This window comes from Halomonas profundus (assembly GCF_020865425.1).
Lineage (GTDB): Bacteria > Pseudomonadota > Gammaproteobacteria > Pseudomonadales > Halomonadaceae > Vreelandella > Vreelandella titanicae.
The window spans coordinates 4333548-4357490 of record NZ_CP086344.1 but is presented as its reverse complement, the minus strand read 5'-3'; the positions used below and the strand labels follow the sequence as shown (position 1 = coordinate 4357490).

The following is a 23943-nucleotide window of genomic DNA, read 5'->3' as shown; positions in this document are numbered from 1 at the left end:
AGGAGGGATAAATCATGAATAACGTTGTTCGTTCATCCAACCACTCCCCGCTTTTACAGCGTGGCGAGGAGCAACCTTCTCAAGAAACCCTGCTGCCAGCGGTGGATATCATTGAAGAGTCCAATGCGCTCAAACTGGTGGCAGATATGCCTGGCGTTACTAATGAAACGCTGAAAATAGAGCTCGACAACAACGTACTGAGCCTGGAAGGTGAGATAGCGCTAAATATGCCCGAAGGGCTGAGCGCGCTGCACGCCGAGGTTCGCGGCCAGCGTTTTGCGCGGCGTTTTAACCTCAGTCACGAAGTGGACAGTGATGCCATTACCGCCACTCTCGTCAACGGCGTATTGACGCTAACGCTGCCCAAGAAAGACAGCCACCGCACGCGCCGTATAGAAGTGCAGGCGGCTTGAGGCCTGGTCTCCGAGTACAAACTGAGCGAAAAGCCGAGTGTCCGCTAAATAGCGGGCACTCTTTTTTGTGAGGCGGTTGGCTATCGTTCCAGGTAAAACTCGCCTTTGCCCACCACTTTTGCGTTACCGCCCACCGTCACAAGGCCGGGCTTGACCTCGCCATTGGCAGCGGTATGGATAACGCTGGGCCGCCCCATTTCGACACCCTGATGAATTTTGCAGTGCAAGGTGCCTGGTTGCAGTGATGCCAAATAGCCGGTTAAGGCCGCTGCAGCGCTGCCGGTAGCGGGGTCTTCGCAAATGCTGGAATGCATACAAAACATGCGGCTGTGAACTACCGTTTCTGCCCCGCCTTGTTGTTCAATCACATACAGGTAAATCTGGACGGCACTGCTAGACATAACAGCACTTGCCCAAGCCGTCGTAGAAATACGCACGCTCTCTAACGCTGCCACGTCAGTGAGTTCGATCAAATGAAAGGGGAGCCCGAAGGAGGCAATCACCGGATCACCCTTCACCTGATGGATGTCCAATCCCAGCAGCTCAACGGCAGTGGTGCGGTCAATAGTGCTGTCTGTGATCATGGCGGGTTGGGCGGTCTTAAACGTTGCCCTATCTTGTTCATACTTAACCACTAGCTTTCCGATGGAAGGGTGGAGCACAACACCTTGCTCGCGGTTCACTAAATCCAGTTCCCTGAGCAGATGCGCAGTGCCGACCGTGGGGTGGCCTGCAAAAGGTAGTTCACGAGTAGGCGTAAAGATCCGCATCGGGTAGTGATTCGGTTCAGTGGCAGAACTTAAAAACACCGTTTCGGCTAGGTTAAGCTCATTTGCCAGCGCCTGCATGGTACTGGCTGCCAACCCATCAGCCTCTAGAAAGACGGCCAATGGGTTGCCGGTAAACGGCTGGTCGGTAAAGACATCGAGTAGGTAATACTCAGCGGTTGTCACAATTTCCTCCTTCACGTAGTGAATGATGCCAAAACGGTTTACGGCCCTCTTTTCTCGCCTGTTCGCGGGTGATGCCGATATCATCAAGTAGCCGATCATCCAATGTCAGCAGGTGGCGTCGGCTACGACGGTAGTGATGGTACTGCTGTAGTTGATAGCGCAACTGGTAACGAAGCTGGGTGAGGCTGAAGCGTGGCATGGCTAATCCTCCGTGTTATATGCCCAACCAGATTACTCAGTGCTATCATTTGAATACAGATATAGAGTTTACTGTTTTTAGGATACAGAAAGGCGTGTTATACCTCTGTATGGTCGCTGGTCAGGGCATCTGTATCGTTATCAGGCTGTATAGGGGGATGAGTGTCATGACACGCTATGAAGAGGTCGCTGGCATTTTGCGGGAGCGTATCGAGCACGGTATTTACCGTGTAGGCGATCGGTTGCCGTCTATTCGCGCGGTGTGCCAGGAGCTGGACGTTAGCATTTCGACGGCTCAGGAGGCCTACCGCCAACTAATGGACGTTGCATTGATCGAGTCTCGACCAAAATCGGGCTATTTCGTGCTGCCTAGCCGCGTGCCATCGGTGCTGCCGTCGGTCTCACGACCCGCACAGCGCCCGCTGGATATTTCCCAATGGGATCAGGTGCTGGAGCTTGTCGCCACTCAGCGTGATGACGTTCGGCTGCTTTTGGGGCGCGGCATACCGAATTTTGATTATGAGACGCTGCGACCACTGTCGAAGATACTCGCTGGACTTCATCGTAGTAACGACCTGCATGGGTTCAACTACGACAAGTTGAACGGTAGCCCTGAGCTTCGCCAACAGGTGGCACGGCTGGCCATCGCCTCCGGCTGCCTGCTGCACCCGGATGACATCATGGTGACCACCGGCTGTCAGGAGGCGCTGGCCATCGCGCTGCGCACCCTTACCCAGCCCGGCGATGTGGTGGCCGTGGACTCACCCAGCTTTTACGGCACCATGCAGATACTCAAGGCCAACGGCTTAAAAGCGCTGGAGATACCCACCGACCCACAAACCGGCATCAGTCTGGAAGCCCTGGAGCTAGCGTTAGAGCAGTGGCCAATCCGCGCGATACAGGTCACGCCCACTTACAACAACCCGCTGGGTTACACCATGCCTGAAGCACGCAAGCGGGCGCTGTTTCAGCTTGCTCAACGCTTCGATGTAGCCATTATCGAAGACGATATCTACGGCGACTTGTCATTTAGTCTGCCAAGACCGCGCACCGTGAAATCCTTCGATGATGACGGGCGCGTGATGCTGTGCAGCGGCTTTTCCAAAACCGTGGGGCCAGGGTTAAGAGTGGGTTGGCTGGCGCCAGGGCGCTACCGTGATCAGGCACTGCATATGAAGTATGTCTCCACCGGTGCTTCAGCCACGCTGCCGCAGCTGGCAGTGGCGGAATTCGTCGCCAAAGGGCACTACGAGCGCCACGTCCGTTACGCCACCCGCCAATATCAGCGTCAGCGCGATATCATGATCAGTTGGATTCAGCGCTACTTCCCCAAGGGCGCGGGTATTAGCTACCCCCAAGGCAGTTTTTTGCTATGGGTAGAGCTACCCGCCGCGGTGGACTGTGTGAAGCTCAATCAGCGCTTAGCGCAGCATGCTATCCATGTAGCGCCGGGATCGCTGTTTTCAGCTTCGGGCAAGTTTCGTCAATGCCTACGCTTGAACTATGCGTTCACGTTAACACCCAGCATCGAAAACGCCGTGCGTACCGTGGGTGAGCTAGCCACCGAGATGGTGGAGGAAGCTCAGACGCATGCGACAAGCGTTATCTAAGTTCACGTCTAAACCGCAACCTTGAGCATTTATCTTTATCCATATTAGGCCATGGAAATTCATCCGCTATGTTCGAGGTACCCATGCGTCGTCATGCTCTAACCTATCGCGCGTTCGGAAGGCCGCTTGAAACATTGAACGTGGAAACCGCGGAAGTTCCACGTTTGGTTGAGGGCAAGCTCAGGGTGAGAATGTTATGTGCTCCAGTGAACCCGTCTGATCTGATACCCATCAGCGGTGCTTACTCGCACCGTATAACGCTTCCCGCGGTCGCCGGCTACGAAGGAGTGGGGCGCGTTATTGAGGCACCTAGACAGTATGCCTCTCTGATCGGAAAGCGAGTGCTCCCATTACGAGGCGAGGGCACTTGGCAGACGATTCTAGATTGTGATGCTGCACTCGCAGTACCTGTCCCCGATACCATTTCTGACGCCGTTGCCGCACGGGCCTACATTAATCCCTTGGCTGCCCTGACCATGCTTGAGACTTGGCCTGTCGAGGGAAAACGTGTTCTTCTCAGTGGAGCGGGTTCCAATTGCGCTGACTATCTTGGGGCGTGGGCATATCAGCACGGCGCCAGGGAGGTTATCGGCATATACCGCTCCGAGAGTAGAGTTGCCCGGCTGGAAAAGCTCGGTATTAAACCGGTATCGATTCAGGATATGTCCCTGACCTCGCGTGTGGCCCGTAAGTCTGACGTGGTGTTCGACGCTTTAGGGGGGCCAGTTGCGGCAAATATATTGCAACTCATGGCACCGGAAACGACATTTATCGCCTACGGGTTATTGACGGGACAGGCGATTCAAGTGGATTCGAAACCCAGGGCTCTCTATAGGAAGTTTCATTTGCGCGACCCTTTGTCCAGGATGTCCGCGGAAGCTTGGCAGCAAAAATTCTTGGCTATCTGGGGGCTTTTAGACCAGTCAGCGATGCCTGATTATCAAGTGTTTCCAGGTCAGGACTGGCGGCAAGCTGTCGAGAGGGCGCTTTGCCCGAGTGGCCAGAAAGTGCTTCTGGACTTGTCCACTCTTGGGCAATGAAAGCTGCTTTATGTCAGATCCATAAACGGATTGTAGGCGACTTCCCAGTAATGACCTTCTGGGTCGCGAAAGTAACCGGAATAACCACCCCAGAATACCTCTTCCCCAGGCTTTATAAGCTCTGCGCCGGCGGCAACCGCTTGTTCAAGCACTTGGTCAACGGCCGCTTGGCTGGCGACATTATGAGCCAACGTTATACCGCTGAAACCGCTCGGTGCATCATCAGCAATGCCGATATCTCTGGACAGCGCTTCACGTGGGAAAAGTGATAGCCAGGCCCCCTCCATTTTGAAAAAGGCAACTTCCTCGCTGTCCGTTTCATGCTCCGGCAGGCCCAGACCTTCACGATAAAAACGGATGGCGCGTTGCAGGTCATGTACACCAAGGGTGATCAGACTGATTTTCGGCTTCATGAGGTGCTCCTAATAGATAGCTTTAGCCGGGTCGCTGAAACTGCTGCCGCGACTGCTCTACGCGTTCGCGTGTAATGCAGTTTAGCGAGTGGTCGTTGAGCAGCCCCATTGCCTGCATAAAGGCAAAAGCGGTGGTGGGGCCGAAGAATTTCCAACCGCGCTTTTTCAGTTCTTTCGCCATTGCTACGGATTCGGGCGAGGTGGTCTGAGTCTGTGGTGTCGCTAATTCGGTCGGCTCATAGCGCCAGAAAAAAGCGGCCAAAGAGCCTTCTTGCTCAACCATTTCCTTTGCACGTTGGGCGTTGTTGATGGTCGCTTCGATTTTTCCGCGGTGGCGAATAATGCCTGCATCTTGGAGTAAACGCTGCACATCATCTTCATTAAAGCTGGCGACTTGATGGAAGTCGAAGCGGTGAAAAGCGGCGCGAAAGTTGTCGCGTTTATTAAGAATCGTGCGCCAGCTTAAGCCCGATTGAAAGCTCTCTAAGCAGAGTTTCTCGAATAGCCGCTGATCATCGTCTACCGGGAAGCCCCACTCATTATCGTGATAGGGCAGAAACTCTGCCGCGCCGCCACACCACTTGCAGCGGGGATGCCCATCGGGGGCGATAAAATCGTTGTTCATCAACTGCTCACCTATTAATTGAACCACTCTTGGGCAGTACGCCACAGGCATATGCCGATGAAATAAATCGATGTAATCCCCCACCCCCATAATGCCCAGGCGGCGTGCTCGGGGCTGGAGAGTACTAACGATGTTATACATGCGCACCATACGAGTGTGACGGTGATATTGAGCGGCATGAACTGGCGCACCCGAAAGGGGTGGAGGAATTTCATATTAGTCACGGTGAGGATGGCCAGAAAGGTGATAGCGGCAAAGGTGATAAAAGGCGGGAAATCGAGAATATAGAAATAGGCTGCGGCGATATTCCAGGCGGCAGGAAAGCCAACGAAGTAATTATCCTGGCTTTTCATATCAACATTGCAGAAACAGAACATCGATGAAAGCAAAATAATGAATACTGAGAGCAGTGCAAAATTGGGCGGCAACTCAATAAAGTAGTAGATGAAAAGGGCAGGGATAAAGGCCCAGGTCAGGTAATCAATCACCATATCGAGTGTTGAACCATCGAAATGGGGCAGTATGGCCTTCACTTCATACTTGCGGGCCAGAGTGCCATCGATTCCATCGATCATCATCGCGGCCCCTAACCAGAGCAGGCAGGCGACTGGATTATTGTCGACCAGAGCGAGCAGCGCCATAGTGCCGAGTAGCACGCCGCTGGCGGTAAATATGTGCACGCTCCATGCCTTCCATATCGAGGTGCGGGATTCTGTGTGCGAAGAGAGAAATTGAACCACATTAACCCCATTGGGAACGTGGGTCCCCTTTAAATTGAATTTATAAATAAGCCTGTAAAGAAAGATACACTACTACAAGAATGCTTCCAGAGAATATGTCGGAAGCCTATCCTGTGATGACGTGATTGATACTGGACTTCACACGCTATGCATTCACTAATGGTGTAAGCGCCGCCATGCCTCACTTAACCACTCACCTGCGTTCATTAGTTCGCTTTCAGTCGAGCCCGCATAGCCAAGCACTAACCCAGGGCGCTTATTTTTGGAAAGGTAATAGCGGGAAAGTGGAGAAAGCGTAATGCCTGCTTCACTGGCACGCTTAACGAGCATCTCTTCTTCCTCGATAGTATCGAGTTCAGCTAATAGATGCATACCCGCATGGCCGTCAGAAAGCCGAAGCCCAGCGGCCACTGCAGGCGTTAATGCCGTGCGTAAACACGCTTGTCGCTGACGATAAGCGGTCCGCATACGGGCGATGTGGCGAGTAAAATGCCCGCTGGTAATGAATTCAGCAAGCGCCGATTGCACGGGATAGTTACCTTCACGGTGCAGTCGGGCATGGGCACGTCTGAAGTCATGGGCAAGTGTATCAGGCAGCACCAAATAGCCTAAGCGTAAGCCGGGATAGAGCACTTTACTAAAGGTACCTACATAAATAACCGATGCCTGTTCCGCAAGGCCCTGTAGAGAGGGCGTTGGTGGCGTGCCGTAACGAAATTCGCTGTCGTAATCGTCTTCAATGATCCAACTGCCGGTGCGAGAAGCATGCTCAAGTAATGCCAGTCGCCTGGGCACTGGCATGGTAACGCCGTTGGGATATTGGTGGGAGGGTGTCACGTAAATTAGCCGAGGTGCTGGCGCCTTCTCAGGGGCAAGTGACGGGTTTAACCCTTCTTTATCGACGGGGATGGGTGTTACCGTTAATCCTGACGCCAGAAAACAGGCCTGGGCGCCGCCGTAACCCGGCTCCTCCATCCAAACTGAATCCCCATGATCGGTGAGTAGTTGAGTAATCAGTTCAAACGCCTGCTGGGCGCCTTGGGTAATCACAATCTGTTCTGGTTGGCAGCGCACCGCGCGGGAGAGTCTTAGATAGTCACAAAGAGCCGCTTTGAGTACAGGTAGACCACCGCTGGTTTGATAATCCATCCATGCCATTTCCGCGTGATAATAGTGACGCCGTAAAAGGCGCTGCCACTGCTCGCGGGGAAACAGGTCGAGCGCCGGGACGCCTGGGGCAAAGGCGCGATGGTCGTGGCTCAACGTTCCGCTGAGTGTTAATAGCTTGTTACCCCGGCTTGAGTAGCGAACAGGCAAAGGTGGTGGAAGCTCTGCTCGGGTTAACAGCGCGGGGAGGTTCGCCACATAGAGCCCCGCTCCCTGGCGGGCAATCAGTAACCCTTCCGCCAGTAGCCGATCCATGGTGGCCAGCACCGTATTACGGCTAATACCCAAAGCGCGAGCCAAGTAGCGGGAAGAGGGAAGCGTATCGCCAGCCGTCAGCTCACCATGTTGAATCCACTCCTTAAGCGAGCAGTAAAGCTGCTGAACAAGCGTGGCTGCTTCATTCGCAGTTAGCCTTAGCGCTAGCGCCTCCGCAATCCAGTCGCTGGCAGCGTCACGTCTTTTCACTGGTTCTCTCAATTTAGCGATAAGTGGCTCTTTATCATAGACCACTATGACGGCAAGCTGTGTTGAATCACCACTCAAAGGGAGCAGTCGTTATGGTTAATGTTCGTTCGGCGGTACTCAATGACTTAGAGCCTCTTAGCGCATTACTTGATGGCTATCGTCAGTTTTATAAGCAACCGAGTGATATTCAGGCGGCGCGTGATTTTTTAGATCAGCGCATGGGGCTAGGGGATTCATTCATTCTGGTTAGCGAGAATAGCGAAGGCATGCTCACGGGGTTTGTGCAACTTTACCCAGGTGTTTCCACGGTGGGCTTAAATGCCCGCTGGACGCTAAATGACCTCTTTGTGCTGCCCAATTACCGTGATAAAGGCACCGGAAGGGCATTAATGGAAGCCGCCACCCAGCTTGCCCATGATCACGGTGTTGTACGTTTGATATTAATGACCCAGGTAGAGAACGAACGCGCCCAACACCTTTATGAATCATTGGGCTGGCAGCGTAATACGGCGTTTTACGGTTATTTGTTGGATATCAAATAAGGGGCAAACGATGACTAACGAGCATCAGTCTGCGGTGCTGGCGTTTCCGCCTGCTAAACCCGCCACAATGGCCGCCGCGATGTACGATTAGCTCTGCTATCACACGGATGCCTGGGATGTGGCGCAGGACTTGGCCAATGGTATTGCAGGTATTGTGGTGATCGATACCCGCAGCTTTGAACACTACTGCGCCGGGCATATTCCAGGGGCAATAAGCTTGCCGCATAAGGAGATGACGCCGGAACGCTTAGCTGGGCTGGATAATACCCTTGTTTACATCACTTACTGCGACGGTATTGGCTGTAACGGCTCAACTAAAGGCGCCTGGAAACTAGCGAGCGCAGGGCTGCAGGTAAAAGAATTGCTCGGAGGGTTGGATTTTTGGCGTCGTGATCAACACCTCATCGAAACAGGTGAACAACAGGGAAGTTTAATAAATGCAGAGCCTGTGGCATGTGGGTGTTAGCTTAGTAATGGTAGCGACAGGCAATGATAGTGAGAGTGGATTCATCGACGGCATAAATCAGACGATGCGAGTCGTCGATGCGTCGTGACCAGAAGCCAGAGAGGTTTTCCCTTAGGGGCTCAGGTTTTCCAATGCCCTCAAAGGGAGAACGCTGCGTATCTAAGATAAGTTTATTGATGCGCTTTAAGGTCTTTTTATCCTGCCCCTGCCAATAGAGGTAGTCGCTCCAAGCTTCGTTAGTCCAACATAGTAAGCGGTTACTCATCCATTAGCTCTCTTGGTTGAGCTTGCCCTGCACGGTATTGAGCAATGGACTTGTTTAAGTGCTCTGCGTTAGCAGGTGAGCGCATCAAGTAAACGGTTTCCATAAGGCTGTTATAGTAGTCAAGTGACATGACCACTGCATCTTCTGCGTCGCGGCGGGTGATAATCGTGGTATCGGCATCATTGACCACACCGTCCAGTACGCCTTTTAGACCATTACGCGCTTCGGTAAACGATATAACACGCATATTTTATATCCTGTACAGTGAGTGGTACAAGTATAGCGCTCTACTTCAATATGTACAGTATTAAAGACATCTTGAGTAGTGAGATGCTTGTGGGTTACTCCACCTTCTCCGGCAGCTTGCACACATCCACCCACTTGGCATTGACCAGCTCGGCCAATCGCTTGGGGCTTAGGCGTACGGCGCTAGTGGGCGAACCAGCGGCGGGCAGCACTTCGTCATAGGCGTGGAGCGATTCATCGCAGTAAACCGGCAGGTCGGTGGCGAGGCCAAAGGGACAAACGCCGCCAACCGGGTGGCTGGTGAGTTCCATCACCGTCTCGGCGTCAAGCATTTTGGCCTTGCCGCCGAAGGTATCGAGAATTTTGCGGTTGTCGATACGCGCATCGCCACTGGCCACAATGAGTAGCGGTTTGTCACCGACTTTGAACGCTAGGGTTTTGGCAATTTGGCCTGGTGCTACGCCATGGGCATCAGCGGCAAGTTGTACCGTGGCAGTACTGGTTTCAAGCTCTTCGATGTTTACATCCGGCGCGTGCTCGGCAAAAAACTGGCGAACGGTTTCGATGCCCATCTTGGATTTCCTCGGTCATTAACATTCGTCGGTAACATTAGACGGTTCAATGACTAATCTAACGTGCCTTTGGTAGATTAGCCAAGCCACTGGGGCGTGGTGATTTTGGCAGGCTCGCTCTGCATGATGATCTCGCCGTGACGTACGGAAAGCAGCACTTCGCCTTGAGTGCGCAGCACACTGTAGTCATCCTCGCCCTCCAACAGGTTGAAGCTGGCGGGTTTGCCGACCGCGATACCATAACGCTCTTCAATATTGAGCGTGCGGGCGCTGTTATCGGTAATTAGTGAAAGCGCCTGGCTGAAGTCCTGATAGCCCATCATTTGGCAGATATGCAGGCCAAAATCCAGCGTTCGCAACAGCTTGCCATTCCCCAAGGAGTACCAGGGATCGAAGATGGAGTCCTCGGCAAAACAGACGTTAATGCCCGCTGCGTTGAGCTCCTTCACACGTGTCACGCCACGCCGCTTGGGGTAAGTGTCAAAGCGCCCCTGCAGGTGAATACTTTCGGTGGGGCAGGAGACAAAGTTAATACCCGAGCGTTTTAGCAGCAGAAACAGCTTGGAGCAGTAAGCGTTGTCGTAGGAGTGCATTGCTGTGGTGTGGCTAGCGGTCACGCGGCTGCCCAAGTCATTAAACAGTGCCTCGCAGGCCAATACTTCGAGAAAGCGCGAGTTGGGGTCGTCAATCTCGTCACAGTGCACATCCACCAGGCGGTCGTACTTGATCGCCAATTCGATCACTCGCTTCATGGAGGCCACGCCCAGCTCACGGGTGTATTCGAAGTGGGGGATGCCGCCCACCACATCGGCGCCGATCTCTAGTGCCTCCTCCATCAGCCGATCGCCGCCTGGGTAAGAGAGCAGGCCATCTTGAGGGAAGGCGACTACCTGAATATCAATTTTATCTTTTAACTCGTCGCGCAAGGCGCACAGGGTTTTAAGCCCAATCAGGCTAGGGTCGCTGGTGTCGGCGTGGGTGCGCACAAACTGAACGCCGTTGCCGATTAGCAGGTTTAGGGTTTTAAGCGCGCGCTCGCGAATATCCGCTTCGGTGAGCATAGGCTTACGCTCGCCCCAGCGCTCAATGCCTTCAAACAGCGTGCCGCTCTGGTTCCAGCTTGGTTCACCGGCGGTGAGGGCGGCGTCCAGATGAATGTGTGGCTCAATAAAAGGCGCACAAACGAGCTTAGCGCCCGCATCGATCTGCCCTTCGCTCGCTGTTTGTGGTGCGTCTTGCACGGTAATTGACGTGAATGTGCCGTTCTCAATCTCAAGTCGGTAAAGCTCAGGGCGCTGGCGTAGGCGGGCGTTGATAATTTGCATGCTCATATAAAAAACTGCTCGCTTATTGTTTGGCAGTGGATGGAAGGCTATCACCCAGCGTAGCGTGATTTAGGCGCAGCAGCACGGCGTAGCTTCCTGCTGCCACTACAACACCTATCAGTGGTGGCAGTAACGGGGAAAAGTAAGCGGCTCCGGCGCCCAGCGCATACGCAGCTAACCCTCGGCGGTTGAAGTCGGGTAGTTGTGCTTTATCCAATGTGGGGTAGCGGCCTTTATGCTTGAGCCAAAAGTCCGCCATGATCACCCCGCCCATGGGCGGTATAAAGGTGCCGAGTAACACCAGAAATGGGATGAGTAGGTTATACATGCCGCCTACCGCCAGCACCGTGCCAATCGCCGCGCCGCCCACAGTGACCAGGCGGCGCTTTTCGGTGCGCAGCAAATTACAGCCCGCCACGGCGAAGTTGTAGATAGTGTTGTCCTGGGTTGTCCAGATATTCAGGAACAGCATCAGCACGGCGATGGTGACAAAGCCCTGAGCGATCAATACATCCACGATATCCGCCTGCTGGTAAATCATGGTGCCAAGAGCGCCGGTCAGAACCATTAAGCCGTTACCGACAAAAAAGGCCGCCAGGGTCGCGATCACGGCAATTTTCGGCGTTTTGGCGAAGCGGCTCCAGTTAGTCGCTTGAGTGCCGCCGCTAATAAAGGTACCGATAATCACAGTAATCGCCGCTGCTACGCTCATGCTTTCCGTGGGCGTCTGCTGGCTCAGTCCCGCGAAGCCGCGCACATCCACCAGCCCGGTGAAGAGGCTGATTAAGATAAACAGCATCATCGCGGGGACGGCAAAGCGCGAGAGCCAGTCCATGCCCTTGTAGCCGATCATGGCGGTGACGCAGAAACCAAACCCAAAGAGCACCATTAAGGGGATTTCCAGCCACTCAGGCATCCCGGTGGTGCGTACTAACACCAGAGCAATCGTGGCGGTGCCCCAGGCGTACCAGCCGATCTGGGTAAAACCAAGAATAAAGTCGGAAAGTTTGCTGCCTTTTTCGCCGAAGCAGAAGCGCCCCATCAGCACCGAATTGAGCCCGCTTTGACAAGCGATATAAGCAAGTGCCGCCGCATACATCCCCAGCAGCAAGTTGCCAATCACGATGACCCATAGCAGTTGGCCAATCGGAAAGGCTTGGCCTAACGTGCCGCCCGCCCACATGGTGGCGGTGAAAAACGTAAATCCAAGCAGTACTGCCGAGGTAGAAAGCAGGCCCTTGCGGGCGCTGGTAGGGACTTCACTAAGGGGATAATCTGACGTCTGCATCACGCTCTCCTAGCATAAATAAGCGAACCTGTTAGGTGTTTATAAAGCAAGAGATATGCCAAAAGGGTAGGTGGTTAAGCATGATTGATCTTGTCATTTTTTTAAGACATACCAACTCATTTTAATGATACTTTAGTAAATAAAACCTAATTGTTTGTGTACGTTTGCCGAATAAAATAGTGGTCAAAAAAGCTTGTTTGTTAAAGCGATGGTCGCTTATTGCGATTACGCCCAGATACGCCCGTTGCAGCTATAACCTTGAAGGAACCGGAGTAGATGCCAGAATCCCAGCATAGGAGTGCTTCACTGCCTGCAGCTAGACTTCCTTGGCATCATACCCTGGTGGGTAAGGTGGTGATTTTTATGCTGATGGGCGTGCTGTTTGCGTATGTAACGGGGGCGCTGTCGGGTTTTTTTATGGTTGAACGTGGGGCTCGGGAGCAGTGGTTGCGCGAAGCGCAGGTGAATGCCCAGATAGTAAGCGCGACTATTAGGCGTATTTATACGTCCGTGGCGGTTAAGACCGATGGCACGGGTCAAGTCACGCGTATCATTTCCCAGCGCCCGATTGGTGATGAAGAGTCGGTTCTAGAAACTGGGTTTAGCCCGATTGATGTATTGGCGTTGGCAAGTGCACAAACACGTAACAATGTGTGGCTGTTCGCGAAGTCATCAGAGGGGGCTCTCACCGTAGTGGCAGATGCGCTTAATACACCATCAGACTCGCCTGCCAACTTGACGGTAGATACATGGCAAACAAAAGCGGATGCCGCTGATTTTTATGTTGGATTTGCCAGCATTGGCGGTGAAGAGCACTTCATTAGTTCGCTGCCCATTGTTACCCCTGATGGTCAACTGTTAGGCGTTCTAGTAGCCACCATAGGCCAGCAAGAAGGGCTGTATCAGATGCGTAATGATCTGATCAGCAAAGCGTTTATAGCACTACTGGTGGTATTGGTCGCGACAGCCCTGCTAGTCACTATTTTGATGCGTCAGTTATTTACACCCGTGCCAGTATTAATTAAGTCGCTCACCGAAATCGCTAAAAACCAGACCGCTGACAGCACGCCTTATACCGACCGTAACGATGAAATTGGCCGGATGGCAAAGGCCATAGATGCGCTTCGTAAGAAAGTCATTGAGCGTGAACACTTACTTGAAGTTAAAGACGAAGCTCTCCGCTTTCAGCATCTTGCTCATCATGATGAGCTGACCAAATTGCCCAACCGTGTGCAATTAAATAATGCTTTAAAAACCGCTGTGCACTCACTGCTTCAAGGCGACGTATTTAATGTCATGCTATTTGATCTTGACCATTTTAAAGCAGTTAACGATAGTCTGGGGCACGCGGCGGGTGATGCTTTGCTCGTTGAAGTTAGTCAGCGGGTGCAGGGGCTGCTGACCGACGATGATTTGGTGGCGCGCCTTGGTGGCGATGAGTTTGCCATCATTCAACGCGTTGTGCGTAGTGCCACCAATGAGGCAAAAGTACTGGCAGAAGCAATTGTGTCTGTTCTACGTGAACCGTATCAGTTTCATAACCAGGAAATTAACATTGGAGTGAGTGTTGGCATTGCAACCGCACCCGCTGATGGCCGCAATAGCCACGATCTGCTACGTCACGCAGATCTGGCGCTCTATGCGGCCAAGGCGAAAGGGCGCGACCGCTATATGCTCTATGCCGCAGGGATGACAATGGATTCCGGGATCATCGAACAAAGGTAAGCCTATGAAGTGGCTAGTAGCGTTATTAATGACCAGTGCGATGTGGCAAGGTGCCGCTGCTGGTGAGGAGATCGACTCCTCGCCGACATTGTCGCGTATTGCGTCTGCTGGTGAGATTACTATCGGCCATCGTACCAGCGAAGCCCCCTTCTCCTACCTGGTTAACGACCAGCCAACAGGCTATGCGATCGACCTGTGCCTAAACGTCATCGAAGGTCTGGAGGAAACATTGGGCTTAGGTGATCTCAAGGTAAATTATGTGCCGGTAACGCCTGCAAATCGGTTCATATTAGTACGTAATGGTGAAGTGGATATCGAGTGTGGAGTGACCACCAATACCCCTGAACGTCGCCGTCAGGCCGCTTTTTCATACCCTCATTTTCTGACCGCAACGCGCTATGTATCCCTCGCCGAGCAGCATATGGACAGTTTGCAGGATTTGGCGGGCCGCAGCGTGGTATCAACAACGGGCACTATCAATATTGCCCAGCTCAACGAACTCAATCGCACCGAGGGGCTAGCAATATCGGTAATGCTAAGCCGTAATCATGAAGAAGCCTTTGATATGGTGGCTTCAGGACAGGCTTCCGCGTTTGTGATGGATGAGGTTTTGTTAGCAGGTTTGGTTTCGTCTGCCGTTGACCCTGCCGCTTTTCATATTTCTCAAGCAACACTGAGTAGTGCCGAGCCCTATGGCTTAATGATGCCGCCTGATGATCCTGTTTTTGTTGAGCTGGTCAATAAGGAACTGCGTAACATTTATCAGAGTGAAACTATTCACACTCTTTATGAAAAATGGTTTTTGCAGCCGCTCCCTCCCGATAACCGAGTATTGAACTTGCCGCTAGCGCCAGCGCTTGCCGCTATTTTCGCCAATCCTGAGCAGTACATAGAGTAGAGGAGGTGTGTTATGCGCCGAAGTTTATTGCTTGGGTGGTGTAGTTTGCTGGTAATGATGTCTGGTGGAGAGGCAGCACATGCAACGACACCTATCGATTCGCTTGAACGCATAGAAGCAACCGGCGTGTTAAGGGTTGGCTATGGTGATACAGCGCCATTCTCTTATTTAGATAATCAGGGTAACGTCGTCGGTTACTCTATCGATATTTGCCAACGTTTAGCGAAACAGCTGCAAGTGCAATTAGACCTGCCTTCTCTTGAAATAGCCTATGTGTATCGTACGCCCAGTAACCGGGTGCAACTGCTCAATAGCGGCGATATCGATATTGAGTGTAATGCCAGTACTAATACACAACAGCGGCGGCAGAGCGCGCAGTTTGCGCTTAGCCATTTCTTTGTCTCGGTGCGTTATGTGGCCCTGAAGGAAAATGGCTTTACCACCTTGGAGGACTTGGCCGGGCGTAGCGTGAGCGTGGCGCGTGGCACCGTCAATGTCAGCCAGATCAATCAGGTAAATCGAGAACGCCAGCTGAATTTATCGGTGGTGCCCGTAGGTACATTGCAGGAAGCGTTTGATTTAGTTGCTGATGGGCGCGTAGCGGCTTTTGCGATGGATGATATATTACTAAGCACAATGATTGCTGAGTCCGATCACCCTGACGCGTACGCGCTTTCCGAAGAAGCCATTACGTCGATAGAGCCTCTCGGTTTTTTAATGCAATTGGGCGACGATGCCTTTGCCGCAGAGGTAAATAAGGCCCTCGAACATATTTATACCAGTCCGGAAATGCCGTTGCTGTACGAACGGTGGTTTCAGCAACCTCTCCCTGGCAAAGACATTACGCTTAATGTACCAATGAGTGCCGTCTTGGCTGAGCACTTTGCCGCCCCTCGCGAGATAAATGCAGATTAAGTGCATTAGATAAATATAGATTAAGATTTAGCGCAGGTTCATACGGTCTGAGTGTTAAATAAACCACGCATTAACGTTTCCACGATACCGCTGCTCTCATCCGCCAGAGAATGCTGCTGGGGATCCTGCAGCCAGTCGAAACAGACGCCAATCAAAAAGCCATGAAATTGGCGCCGGGCGCTGGCTGGGGTTAAGTCAGCGCGTAAAGTGCCAGCGATTTGGGCCTGTTCAAACAATTGCTCTACTCGCGCCTCTGCGTGCTCAGAGAGTCGAGTGATCATGCAAATCCGCGGGTGCTCCTCTTCCAGTTTCTCGCAGCGGTGCAACACGATGGTGGCTGCTCTCTGCAGTGGCAGGTCGTGGGAAATGGCTGCCAGCGAGCGTAGAGCAATGTCGCGTAAGCAGTCTGCCGGTGCTGAGCCTAGGTGTTCCACCACCTCATCGACAATTTCATCCAGAGGGACACGCACGCGTTCCAAGAGTGCATCGAACAATGCAGCTTTGTCTTCAAAGTGCCAATAAATGGCCCCTCGTGTCACGCCTGCTGCCTGGGCGATGTGCGCCAAGGTGGTACGCGAAACGCCTTGGGCTAAAAAGGTGGTCTCTGCCGCGTCCAGAATGATTTCTCGGGTACGTTCGGCGTCGGCCTTACGACGGGACATAGCGGCTCCTATTAATAAAATTAAGAAACCTCTGATTAACTATTGCGCTCGACCATACGGCGTTAAAAATCGCCTCAAAATGCTCATTTACAACCCGTAAACTCCGCTTTTTCGTTGATTTTTGCCTTGTCTGGCCTTCGCTCATTACGTTAATCAGAGGCTCCTTAGCGGTATTTTGGCAGTGATGGATAGCAAAGTCGCGGGTGGGTGATTATTATACACCTCACTGACATTCATGAATGTCAGTGAGGTGACTATATTATTCAACTTGTATCCTGAATGCAGGTTTGAAAATCATCACTGACCGCCATCAAGGAGCTACTCGTGCCCGTTACTCTTCTCCGTTCACTGCCCATCATACTGGCTCTGCTTGTGCTAACGGGCTGTGAGCAACCCCAGGCGCAGTCGACTGATGCCACACGACCGGTAAAATTGATGACACTGCAGTCGGCAAATGCTACGGCCTTACGGCAGTTTCCCGCGCGGGTGGAAGCCTCTACGCGCAGCAATTTGTCATTTCGTATGGCCGGGGAATTATTGGAGCTCAATGTGAGCCCCGGCCAACAGGTGAGCGAAGGCGAGGTGATTGCGCGCATTGATGATCGCAATGTGCAAAGCGAGCTGGACAGCGCCCGCTCGCGCTTGGAGCTCGCCGAGGCAACGCTAGAACGCATGCGCTACACCCTGCAGCGTGGGGCAGTCAGCCAATCCCAGTTTGATCAGTCGGAAAGCGAGTGGCGGGCCGCCCGGGCCACCTTCGAACAGGCCCAAGAGCAGGTCGAGCATACAAAGCTACGCGCCCCTTACGATGGTGTGATTGCCCAGGTGCCAGTGGATAACCGCCAGATAGTCCAAGTTCAAGAAACGGTCGCGGTGATCCAGCAGCCAGGGCAGCTAGACGTGGTGTTTCATCTGCCCGAGCAGATCGTGCAGCGCATACCGCGAAATAATGGAACGCCCTTCGGTGATGCGTTGGCGTTTGAAGTGCGCTTTGGTAATAGCGATAAACCCTATCTTGCCCAGCTAGCCTCTTACACCACCCAAGCCAGCGCACAGAGTTTGGCTTATGAAGTCACCCTAACGCTGCCCCAGCCGGACGATATCACCCTGTTAGACGGTATGAGTGCCAATGTGCGGCTCGATTTGAGTTCGCTGCAAACCGAAAATAGCGCCCCGCTGTGGCTACTGCCCACTGATGCGGTGAGCTATGCCGGTGATGATCCCGACCAGGCTCAGGTATGGCGCTTCGTCGAGCCAGAAAACGTTGAAGCGGTGCCGGTGGAGGTCGGTCGGTTAACCTCAAACGGCCTGGAAGTTAGCGGAAAGTTGGCAGCGGGCGATCGCGTTGTGGCGGCCGGAGCCCACCGTTTAACCGCGGACACCCAGGTGACCCCGTGGGAAAAAGAGCAGGGGCTTTAACATGGTCGACTACTTTCTACGCCACCGGGCGACCAGCTATTTAATGACTGTGGTGCTGCTGGCGGGTGGCGCGCTGTCGTTTTTGGGCATGGGCCAGTTGGAGTTCCCCGAATTTACCATTCGCAATGCGCTGATCACCACGCAGTACCCTGGTGCGACGCCTGAAGAGGTAGAGCAGGAAGTCACTTCGACACTCGAAGAGTCAATTCAGGAGATGTCATCGATCAAACGGGTTAGCTCGGTGAGTTCTGATGGCCTATCGCAGATCACCGTTGAACTCGAAAGTACGGTGCAGAACGAGGAGTTGGAGCAATTATGGGATTCGCTGCGCCGTAAAGTACAGGATGCCCAGGCCGCGCTTCCGCCGGGTGTGAGTCAATCTCGCGTAAATGACGACTTTGGCGATGTATTTGGTTTCATGGTCAACCTGACGGGCGATGGCTATAGCATGCCGGATCTGGCTGACCATGCTGATTTTCTCAAGCGCGAGCTCGCTTTGGTGAAGGGCGTCGCGAAGGTGTCGCTAAGCGGTGAGCACGAAGAGCGCATCTATATCGAAGTTGATCGCGAACGCCTGCGCGCACTGAATATTCCGTTAACACGATTACAGCAACTGCTTGAGACCCAAAATGCAGTGGCAGACTCAGGGCATCTTAAACAGGATGGCCGCCGTTTTCGTATCACCCCCACGGGCAGTGCGGCAGATATTGAAGCTCTGCGCGCCCTGATTGTCAGTGAGGGCGACGGTGAACTGGTGCGGCTGAGCGATATTGCCGATGTGAGCCGCGAGCTGGCGGAGCAGCCCCAGCAGCTTTACCGCGATATGGGCAGGCCGGCGATCTCGTTGGGCGTCTCCTTTGAAAGCGGAGTGAATGTTGTCGAGGTGGGAGAACGGCTACAGCAGCGTCTGGATGAACTGCAAACCCGCACACCACTGGGTATGGAGCTGAATGTCGTTTATAACCAGCCCCAGGTGGTCGATGACGCAGTATCCGGTTTCCTGGTCAGCTTGATCCAGGCGGTGGCTATCGTGATCGTGGTGCTGATGCTGTTTATGGGTTGGCGCAGTGGTCTGTTAATGGGCTTTATCCTGCTAATCACCATTATTGGCACCTTTATGTTGATGCGCTTTCACGGTTTGCAGCTGGAAAAAATCTCGCTGGGTGCGTTAATTATCGCCCTGGGAATGCTGGTAGATAACGCCATTGTGGTCACCGAAGGCATGCTGGTGGGGTTAAAGCGCGGCAGCACGATTCGTGATTCGGCGCATCAAGTGGTTCGCCAAAACGCCTGGCCCTTGCTGGCCGCAACGCTGATCGCGATTGCAGCCTTTGCGCCCATCGGTTTATCGCCAGACACCACCGGTGAGTTTATCGGCTCGTTATTTTTCGTGCTGCTCTACTCGCTACTGCTGAGCTGGATCACGGCGCTGACGTTAACGCCGTTCTACTTCAAGCTGTTTTTCCGCAATGTTGCCCCCGGCGATGGACAGGAAGACCCCTATAAAGGCGTGGTTTATCGTTTTGTAGGCCGCGTCATTATCACCGGTATTCGTTGGCGCTGGTTAACCTTGACGCTGATGGTGGCGATATTGGCCGGCGCGGTGGTCGGCTTTGGTTCGGTTAAAAATGCCTTCTTTCCGGCCTCTAATACGCCGATCTTTTTTGTCGATTATCGCACGCCGGAAGGTACCGATATTCTCGAAACCCAACGCCGCGTTAGCGAGCTTGAAAAGAGCGTGATGGAGATGGACGGCGTTCGCCACCTGACCACCACCGTGGGCGGTGGAGCGCAGCGCTTTACCCTCACTTATTCACCGGAAGACCGCTATGCAAGCTATGCGCAGTTGATTGTCGAAACCGACGATAAAGCGACTCAACACGACCGCATGGCTGACGTAGAGCAAGTGTTGGAGCGGGATCATAGCGATATTGACTACAAAATCGCCCCGTTGGAGGTCGGTCCTGCGCCCAAAGCCAAGCTAGAGGCGCGTTTCTACGGCAGCGACCCAGCGGTACTTCGCCAGTTGGGCGATCAGGTTGAGGCCATGTTCATCGATACACCGAATATGACCAGCGTGCGCACCAGTTGGCGTAACCGCGTGCAGGCGATTGAGCCCGTTTTTCTTGAAGATACTGCACGTAGGCTGGGTGTGACCCGTGAAGACCTGGCCAGCACCCTGGTGCTAAGTACCAGTGGCAGCCAAGTGGGCATTTACCGCGACGGCAGCGACCTGATTCCGATAGTGGCGCAGGCAATCCCCGCACAGCGTCACGATGTGGATAACCTAGGCTCACTTAACGTCTGGAGCGCAGAGCAAAACCGCTATATCTCCGCCGATCAAGTAATCGGCGATACCACCACACAGGTGGCGGATCCACTGATTATGCGCCGCAATCGCGAACGCATGCTGGCGGTGTATGGTGAGCCGGATCCGCTAAGCGGGGTGACCGCAGCCAGCGTATTGGCCGACATTCGCCCAAGGGTGGAGGCCTTGGATCTACCGGCAGGTTACCGGTTGGAGTGGGGTGGTGAGTTTGAGACCGCTGGCGAAGCGCAGAGTGGGTTATTTTCCTCACTGCCGCTGGGCATAGTGATGATGTTTATTCTCACTGTGGTGCTGTTCAATAACTTCCGCCAGCCGTTGGCTATCTGGTCGCTGGTACCGCTGACGATTATTGGCGTAGTGGGCGCGTTGTTGGTTACCGGGTTACCCTTCTCGTTTATGGCGCTGCTGGGTACGCTGAGCTTGATCGGCATGGTAATCAAAAATGCCATCGTGTTGGTAGAGGAGGTCAACGTGCAACTGCCGTTGCATCAAGACCGCTACCACGCTGTGGTGCGAGCTGCGGTCAGCCGCGTGCGTCCGGTCGCCATGGCCGCGCTGACCACCATGTTGGGCATGATCCCGCTAATTAGCGATGCCTTTTTCGCCAGCATGGCGGTCGCGCTGATCGGTGGCTTGGGTGTCGCCACGCTATTAACCTTAATCGTACTGCCGGTAGTTTACTGCGTGCTCTACCGGATTCGCATACATCCTGATCAATAACTCGAGCAGACTCCTTTCATCTTAGCCGTGGCCTTGACCAATCCACGGCTAAGATAGCCTCTGCAACGATATTCAATGCGCCTACCACTTCGCTCACTGCTGTTTGCAAATCGTTTCTATTTTCATTTGTGAAAATAATTTTCAAACTAGACTAAAGTCTATGCTGCCCAGGCCGATAGCAGTACCTCGTAAAAGATATTGGTCGATTTAAGTTAATCTAAAGCCGCTGGAAGTGCTCTAGCTAAATTATATAAATTGCCAAAAGCTAATGGATCTGGCCTGGAGGCATTCCGCATATGAATCGTGTACTTAGTAATCTATCCGTCAAACTGGGTTTAACCCTTGTTTTGGCCATCTTTTCATTATTAATAATAACCATTGCTTTTCTAGGCTATCAGGCAGGCGAAGAGGGCAGTACTTCGTTAAAAGAGCTTGATCTATCAGGTGATCGCACTTTAGCGCTTAGCCGCAGTCAACGATCCATAGCCTACGCTCAGCTTTTCTACGTTAGTAGCTTCGATGCGTTTGAGAAAGGTGATGCCAGTTCATTCCGTGACTACCTGGCTCGGGCCCAAGATGCTCAGCGAGTTGCGCAAGATTACTTTACAGAGTTTGAAGCCACCAAGCCTGAGTCGGCACTTTCTGATACCGTGACTGCCACCTATGAGAGCTTGATCCAACGGGGGATTATCCCCTTAGAGGAGGCATTGAATACGGGTAACAGCAGTCAGTTTAATACCGCAAGGGAAATGGTGAGTGACTTAAATCAGCAGTTAATTGAGGCTGTTAGTGCTTACAATGATCATCGGGCTGAACGAAACAAGTCGATGATTGCCGATTATGAGAGCGGCATGCAGTTTCTTACTTATATTGATATCGCTGTACTTTTGATTGCCGCGTTAATCGTTCTGTTTGTTCGCATCGCGATGGTGGGCTCTATTGTAAAACCACTAAACGAAGCAGTGGAGCATTTTGAGCGTATTGCCCAAAATGATCTCTCTGGTAAAGTAGATGACCGTGGTAGCAATGAGATCGGCAAGCTGTTTAGTGCTATGCAGCATATGCAAAGTAATTTGGTTAAAACCGTTTCTGAGGTACGCGATAGCAGCGGCTCGATTCATATCGGGGCGCGTGAGATTGCCAGTGGTAACTCGGATCTATCCTCGCGTACCGAGCAGCAGGCGTCTTCCCTGCAGGAAACCGCCGCCAGCATGGAGCAGTTAACCTCTACCGTTAAACAGAATGCCGATAATGCCCGCCAGGCCAGCCAGTTGGCGAGCGATGCCTCAAGCACTGCAAGCAATGGTGGTGAAGTGGTTGAGCAAGTAATTACCACCATGCACGGTATTTCTAGCAGCTCGCAAAAAGTGGCGGATATTATTACCGTTATCGACTCTATCGCCTTTCAAACCAATATCTTGGCACTCAATGCTTCTGTGGAAGCAGCGCGGGCAGGCGAACAGGGTCGTGGTTTTGCCGTGGTGGCTAGTGAAGTGCGTAACCTGGCCAGCCGCAGTGCCGATGCCGCCAAAGAGATCAAAGCACTGATTGAGGCGTCATCCACCCAGGTGAAAGAGGGCTCAGCATTAGTCGAAAGCGCCGGTGCGACGATGCGGGATGTGGTCTCCTCTGTGCGCCGGGTGACCGATATTATGGATGAAATCTCCGCGGCTTCTCAGGAGCAGAGTTCGGGCATTGAGCAGGTCAACCAAGCGGTTGCCCAAATGGATGAAGTAACCCAGCAGAACGCGGCCCTGGTTCAACAGGCGTCGTCAGCGGCCAGCTCGTTGGAAGAACAGGCGGCGCGGCTTGAAAGCGTTGTCTCGGCTTTTCGTTTAACTGAGGGGGAGAGTCGTACGCAACACGCCCCGCTTACCTCGCCCCAGCACACGCCACAACACTCATCTCAACAGACACCAGCGCTGATGCGGCCAGCGACGCGTAGCCAAACCAGTAGCAAAACCGCGGCTAGCGCTGAAGATGATTGGGAAGCTTTTTAAGCCAGCGTTTCTCGCCGCTTAGGCTGCGTTCCCCCCTCCGCCATTGCTGTAAGAGGGGGGGGGAGTGAGCGCTTAGTTACCTGACGAGTTTAGTGCTACTGCAACTTCTTCAACCTGTAGCGCCAGACTCTGCAGGCCGCCGCCGGAGAGGTACCACAGCGCGGGCGTTAGCATAATGACCCGCGCTTTCTCAGCTCCCGCATCTAAGAGCGTTTGCGCTAAGGCATCCGCGTCGGCGGGTTCATCGCCAATCGCGGCGCTGCGATCAATCACCAGTACGACCTGCGGATCAATTTCGCTAATCGCCTCAGGAGAAAGCGGGGTAAAGGTACGGGTACCGCGGGTTTCAGAAGTGACACTTTCGGGCATCGCTAATGCTGCAATGCCCAGTACGTCGTGAACGACCGGGTGCTGATTCAGCATCAGATTGCCGCCGTTGTGGGTTACCACCAGCGTGCGAGGAGCGTTGCTTAGCGCTTCGCGCTGGGTCTCAATCTCGGCATGCAGTGTACCAAGCGCCTCTTCGGCTTTGCTTTCCACTGCTAAACGACTCGCTAGTTCGCGTACATTGGCGTCAAAAGTAGCCAGGTAGTCGTCACCCTGTAGGCTGGTGTTGAGCAGCGGGGCGATTTCGCCAAGCCCCTCTTCCCACTCACCCTGGCGGCCAGTGTAAAGAATCAGGCTAGGCTCGCTTTCGCCAAGGGCATCCATATTCGGTGAGCGCAGGCCGCCAATATCGGTGACGTCATCGGCTGCATACTGCTCAAGATAGCCAGGCAGGCTGGCTTTCGGTACACCCACTACCTGCTCGTTTAAACCTAGTGCATCCAGCGTATCCAGGCTGCCTAAGTCGAAGGTGGCGATTCGCTGGTCGGCGCTCGCGGTGGCGCTGGCAGTTGCTAAAAGTATAGCGGTGGTAGTGGTAGCGAACTTCATTGGGTTTCCTT

General features: G+C 53.3%; 24 protein-coding genes. 11 read left to right on the top strand and 13 right to left on the bottom strand.

Annotated elements, in window-relative coordinates; all coding sequences use genetic code 11:
- Nucleotides 1-14: 14 nt before the first annotated feature.
- On the top strand, nt 15-413 hold the full coding sequence (locus LMS44_RS19860) for an Hsp20/alpha crystallin family protein (protein WP_022521745.1): 399 nt from the start codon (nt 15-17) through the stop codon (nt 411-413).
- Between the two features lie 80 nt (nt 414-493).
- Here the strand turns inward: LMS44_RS19860 and LMS44_RS19855 are convergent, their stop codons facing one another.
- Both LMS44_RS19855 and LMS44_RS19850 read right to left on the bottom strand, forming a co-directional pair.
- Nucleotides 494-1366 carry a PhzF family phenazine biosynthesis protein gene (locus LMS44_RS19855; RefSeq protein WP_022521746.1) on the bottom strand — a complete coding sequence of 291 codons (873 nt, stop codon included), beginning with the start codon at nt 1364-1366 and terminating at the stop codon, nt 494-496.
- On the bottom strand, nt 1353-1565 hold the full coding sequence (locus LMS44_RS19850; protein WP_022521747.1) for a YjiS-like domain-containing protein: 213 nt from the start codon (nt 1563-1565) through the stop codon (nt 1353-1355). Before LMS44_RS19850 ends, LMS44_RS19855 begins: the two co-directional genes overlap by 14 nt.
- 166 nt (nt 1566-1731) lie before the next feature.
- Here LMS44_RS19850 and LMS44_RS19845 point away from each other — a divergent pair, with 166 nt between their 5' ends.
- Together LMS44_RS19845 and LMS44_RS19840 are read left to right on the top strand one after the other, a co-directional pair.
- Nucleotides 1732-3174: an aminotransferase-like domain-containing protein gene (locus LMS44_RS19845; protein ID WP_022521748.1), complete on the top strand. Its 1443-nt coding sequence runs from the start codon at nt 1732-1734 to the stop codon at nt 3172-3174.
- Nucleotides 3175-3242: 68 nt separating this feature from the next.
- Complete coding sequence (locus LMS44_RS19840) at nt 3243-4214, top strand: zinc-dependent alcohol dehydrogenase family protein (RefSeq protein WP_414119755.1); 972 nt, start codon at nt 3243-3245, stop codon at nt 4212-4214.
- Between the two features lie 8 nt (nt 4215-4222).
- Here LMS44_RS19840 and LMS44_RS19835 read toward each other — a convergent pair whose 3' ends face one another.
- The 4 genes from LMS44_RS19835 to pdxR all read right to left on the bottom strand — a co-directional run bounded on the left by LMS44_RS19835 (nt 4223) and on the right by pdxR (nt 7624).
- A complete protein-coding gene (locus LMS44_RS19835) occupies nt 4223-4627 on the bottom strand; it encodes a VOC family protein (protein ID WP_022521750.1) in 405 nt (134 codons plus the stop codon).
- A gap of 22 nt (nt 4628-4649) precedes the next feature.
- The gene (locus LMS44_RS19830; protein ID WP_498946203.1) at nt 4650-5252 is read right to left on the bottom strand and encodes a DNA-3-methyladenine glycosylase I; all 603 of its coding nucleotides are present in this window, start codon (nt 5250-5252) and stop codon (nt 4650-4652) included.
- 14 nt (nt 5253-5266) lie between these two features.
- Nucleotides 5267-5950 (bottom strand): phosphatidylcholine synthase, encoded by a 684-nt coding sequence (pcsA, locus tag LMS44_RS19825; protein ID WP_342211988.1) that lies wholly within the window; start codon nt 5948-5950, stop codon nt 5267-5269.
- Between the two features lie 198 nt (nt 5951-6148).
- Nucleotides 6149-7624 carry an aminotransferase-like domain-containing protein gene (pdxR, locus tag LMS44_RS19820; protein ID WP_498946201.1) on the bottom strand — a complete coding sequence of 492 codons (1476 nt, stop codon included), beginning with the start codon at nt 7622-7624 and terminating at the stop codon, nt 6149-6151.
- Between the two features lie 92 nt (nt 7625-7716).
- Here pdxR and LMS44_RS19815 point away from each other — a divergent pair, with 92 nt between their 5' ends.
- Both LMS44_RS19815 and LMS44_RS19810 read left to right on the top strand, forming a co-directional pair.
- Nucleotides 7717-8166 (top strand): GNAT family N-acetyltransferase, encoded by a 450-nt coding sequence (locus LMS44_RS19815; protein WP_190374552.1) that lies wholly within the window; start codon nt 7717-7719, stop codon nt 8164-8166.
- A gap of 118 nt (nt 8167-8284) precedes the next feature.
- On the top strand, nt 8285-8632 hold the full coding sequence (locus LMS44_RS19810; protein ID WP_498946199.1) for a rhodanese-like domain-containing protein: 348 nt from the start codon (nt 8285-8287) through the stop codon (nt 8630-8632).
- A 1-nt stretch (nt 8633) separates the two neighbouring features.
- Here the strand turns inward: LMS44_RS19810 and LMS44_RS19805 are convergent, their stop codons facing one another.
- The 5 genes from LMS44_RS19805 to codB form a co-directional block, all read right to left on the bottom strand.
- On the bottom strand, nt 8634-8897 hold the full coding sequence (locus LMS44_RS19805) for a Txe/YoeB family addiction module toxin (RefSeq protein WP_022521756.1): 264 nt from the start codon (nt 8895-8897) through the stop codon (nt 8634-8636).
- Nucleotides 8890-9144: a type II toxin-antitoxin system Phd/YefM family antitoxin gene (locus tag LMS44_RS19800; protein WP_022521757.1), complete on the bottom strand. Its 255-nt coding sequence runs from the start codon at nt 9142-9144 to the stop codon at nt 8890-8892. Before LMS44_RS19800 ends, LMS44_RS19805 begins: the two co-directional genes overlap by 8 nt.
- Before the next feature lie 94 nt (nt 9145-9238).
- Nucleotides 9239-9715 carry a YbaK/EbsC family protein gene (locus LMS44_RS19795; RefSeq protein WP_190374554.1) on the bottom strand — a complete coding sequence of 159 codons (477 nt, stop codon included), beginning with the start codon at nt 9713-9715 and terminating at the stop codon, nt 9239-9241.
- 77 nt (nt 9716-9792) lie between these two features.
- On the bottom strand, nt 9793-11046 hold the full coding sequence (gene codA / locus LMS44_RS19790) for a cytosine deaminase (RefSeq protein ID WP_138799325.1): 1254 nt from the start codon (nt 11044-11046) through the stop codon (nt 9793-9795).
- 16 nt (nt 11047-11062) lie between these two features.
- Nucleotides 11063-12328, bottom strand: a complete 1266-nt coding sequence (gene codB, locus LMS44_RS19785; protein WP_498946195.1) for a cytosine permease — start codon at nt 12326-12328, stop codon at nt 11063-11065.
- 276 nt (nt 12329-12604) lie between these two features.
- On the opposite strand from codB, the gene LMS44_RS19780 reads away from it, so the two are divergent.
- The 3 genes from LMS44_RS19780 to LMS44_RS19770 are packed head-to-tail and all read left to right on the top strand — an operon-like array spanning nt 12605 to nt 15866.
- The gene (locus LMS44_RS19780; protein WP_138799327.1) at nt 12605-14053 is read left to right on the top strand and encodes a diguanylate cyclase domain-containing protein; all 1449 of its coding nucleotides are present in this window, start codon (nt 12605-12607) and stop codon (nt 14051-14053) included.
- Between the two features lie 4 nt (nt 14054-14057).
- The gene (locus LMS44_RS19775; RefSeq protein WP_141440597.1) at nt 14058-14951 is read left to right on the top strand and encodes an amino acid ABC transporter substrate-binding protein; all 894 of its coding nucleotides are present in this window, start codon (nt 14058-14060) and stop codon (nt 14949-14951) included.
- Between the two features lie 12 nt (nt 14952-14963).
- Entirely contained in the window at nt 14964-15866 is a 903-nt protein-coding gene (locus tag LMS44_RS19770; protein WP_022521764.1) for an amino acid ABC transporter substrate-binding protein, read from the top strand.
- Nucleotides 15867-15904: 38 nt separating this feature from the next.
- Here the strand turns inward: LMS44_RS19770 and LMS44_RS19765 are convergent, their stop codons facing one another.
- Nucleotides 15905-16528 carry a TetR family transcriptional regulator gene (locus LMS44_RS19765; protein WP_022521765.1) on the bottom strand — a complete coding sequence of 208 codons (624 nt, stop codon included), beginning with the start codon at nt 16526-16528 and terminating at the stop codon, nt 15905-15907.
- 324 nt (nt 16529-16852) lie between these two features.
- Between LMS44_RS19765 and LMS44_RS19760 the strand changes: the two genes are divergently transcribed.
- From LMS44_RS19760 to LMS44_RS19750, 3 genes are all read left to right on the top strand, one after another.
- Nucleotides 16853-17947, top strand: coding sequence for an efflux RND transporter periplasmic adaptor subunit (locus LMS44_RS19760; RefSeq protein WP_498946192.1), 1095 nt, complete (start codon nt 16853-16855; stop codon nt 17945-17947).
- 1 nt (nt 17948) lies between these two features.
- Nucleotides 17949-20996 carry an efflux RND transporter permease subunit gene (locus LMS44_RS19755; RefSeq protein WP_138799330.1) on the top strand — a complete coding sequence of 1016 codons (3048 nt, stop codon included), beginning with the start codon at nt 17949-17951 and terminating at the stop codon, nt 20994-20996.
- A 296-nt stretch (nt 20997-21292) separates the two neighbouring features.
- Nucleotides 21293-22996, top strand: a complete 1704-nt coding sequence (locus tag LMS44_RS19750) for a methyl-accepting chemotaxis protein (protein ID WP_278370305.1) — start codon at nt 21293-21295, stop codon at nt 22994-22996.
- 72 nt (nt 22997-23068) lie between these two features.
- Here LMS44_RS19750 and LMS44_RS19745 read toward each other — a convergent pair whose 3' ends face one another.
- On the bottom strand, nt 23069-23932 hold the full coding sequence (locus LMS44_RS19745) for an ABC transporter substrate-binding protein (RefSeq protein ID WP_138799332.1): 864 nt from the start codon (nt 23930-23932) through the stop codon (nt 23069-23071).
- Nucleotides 23933-23943 lie beyond the last annotated feature (11 nt).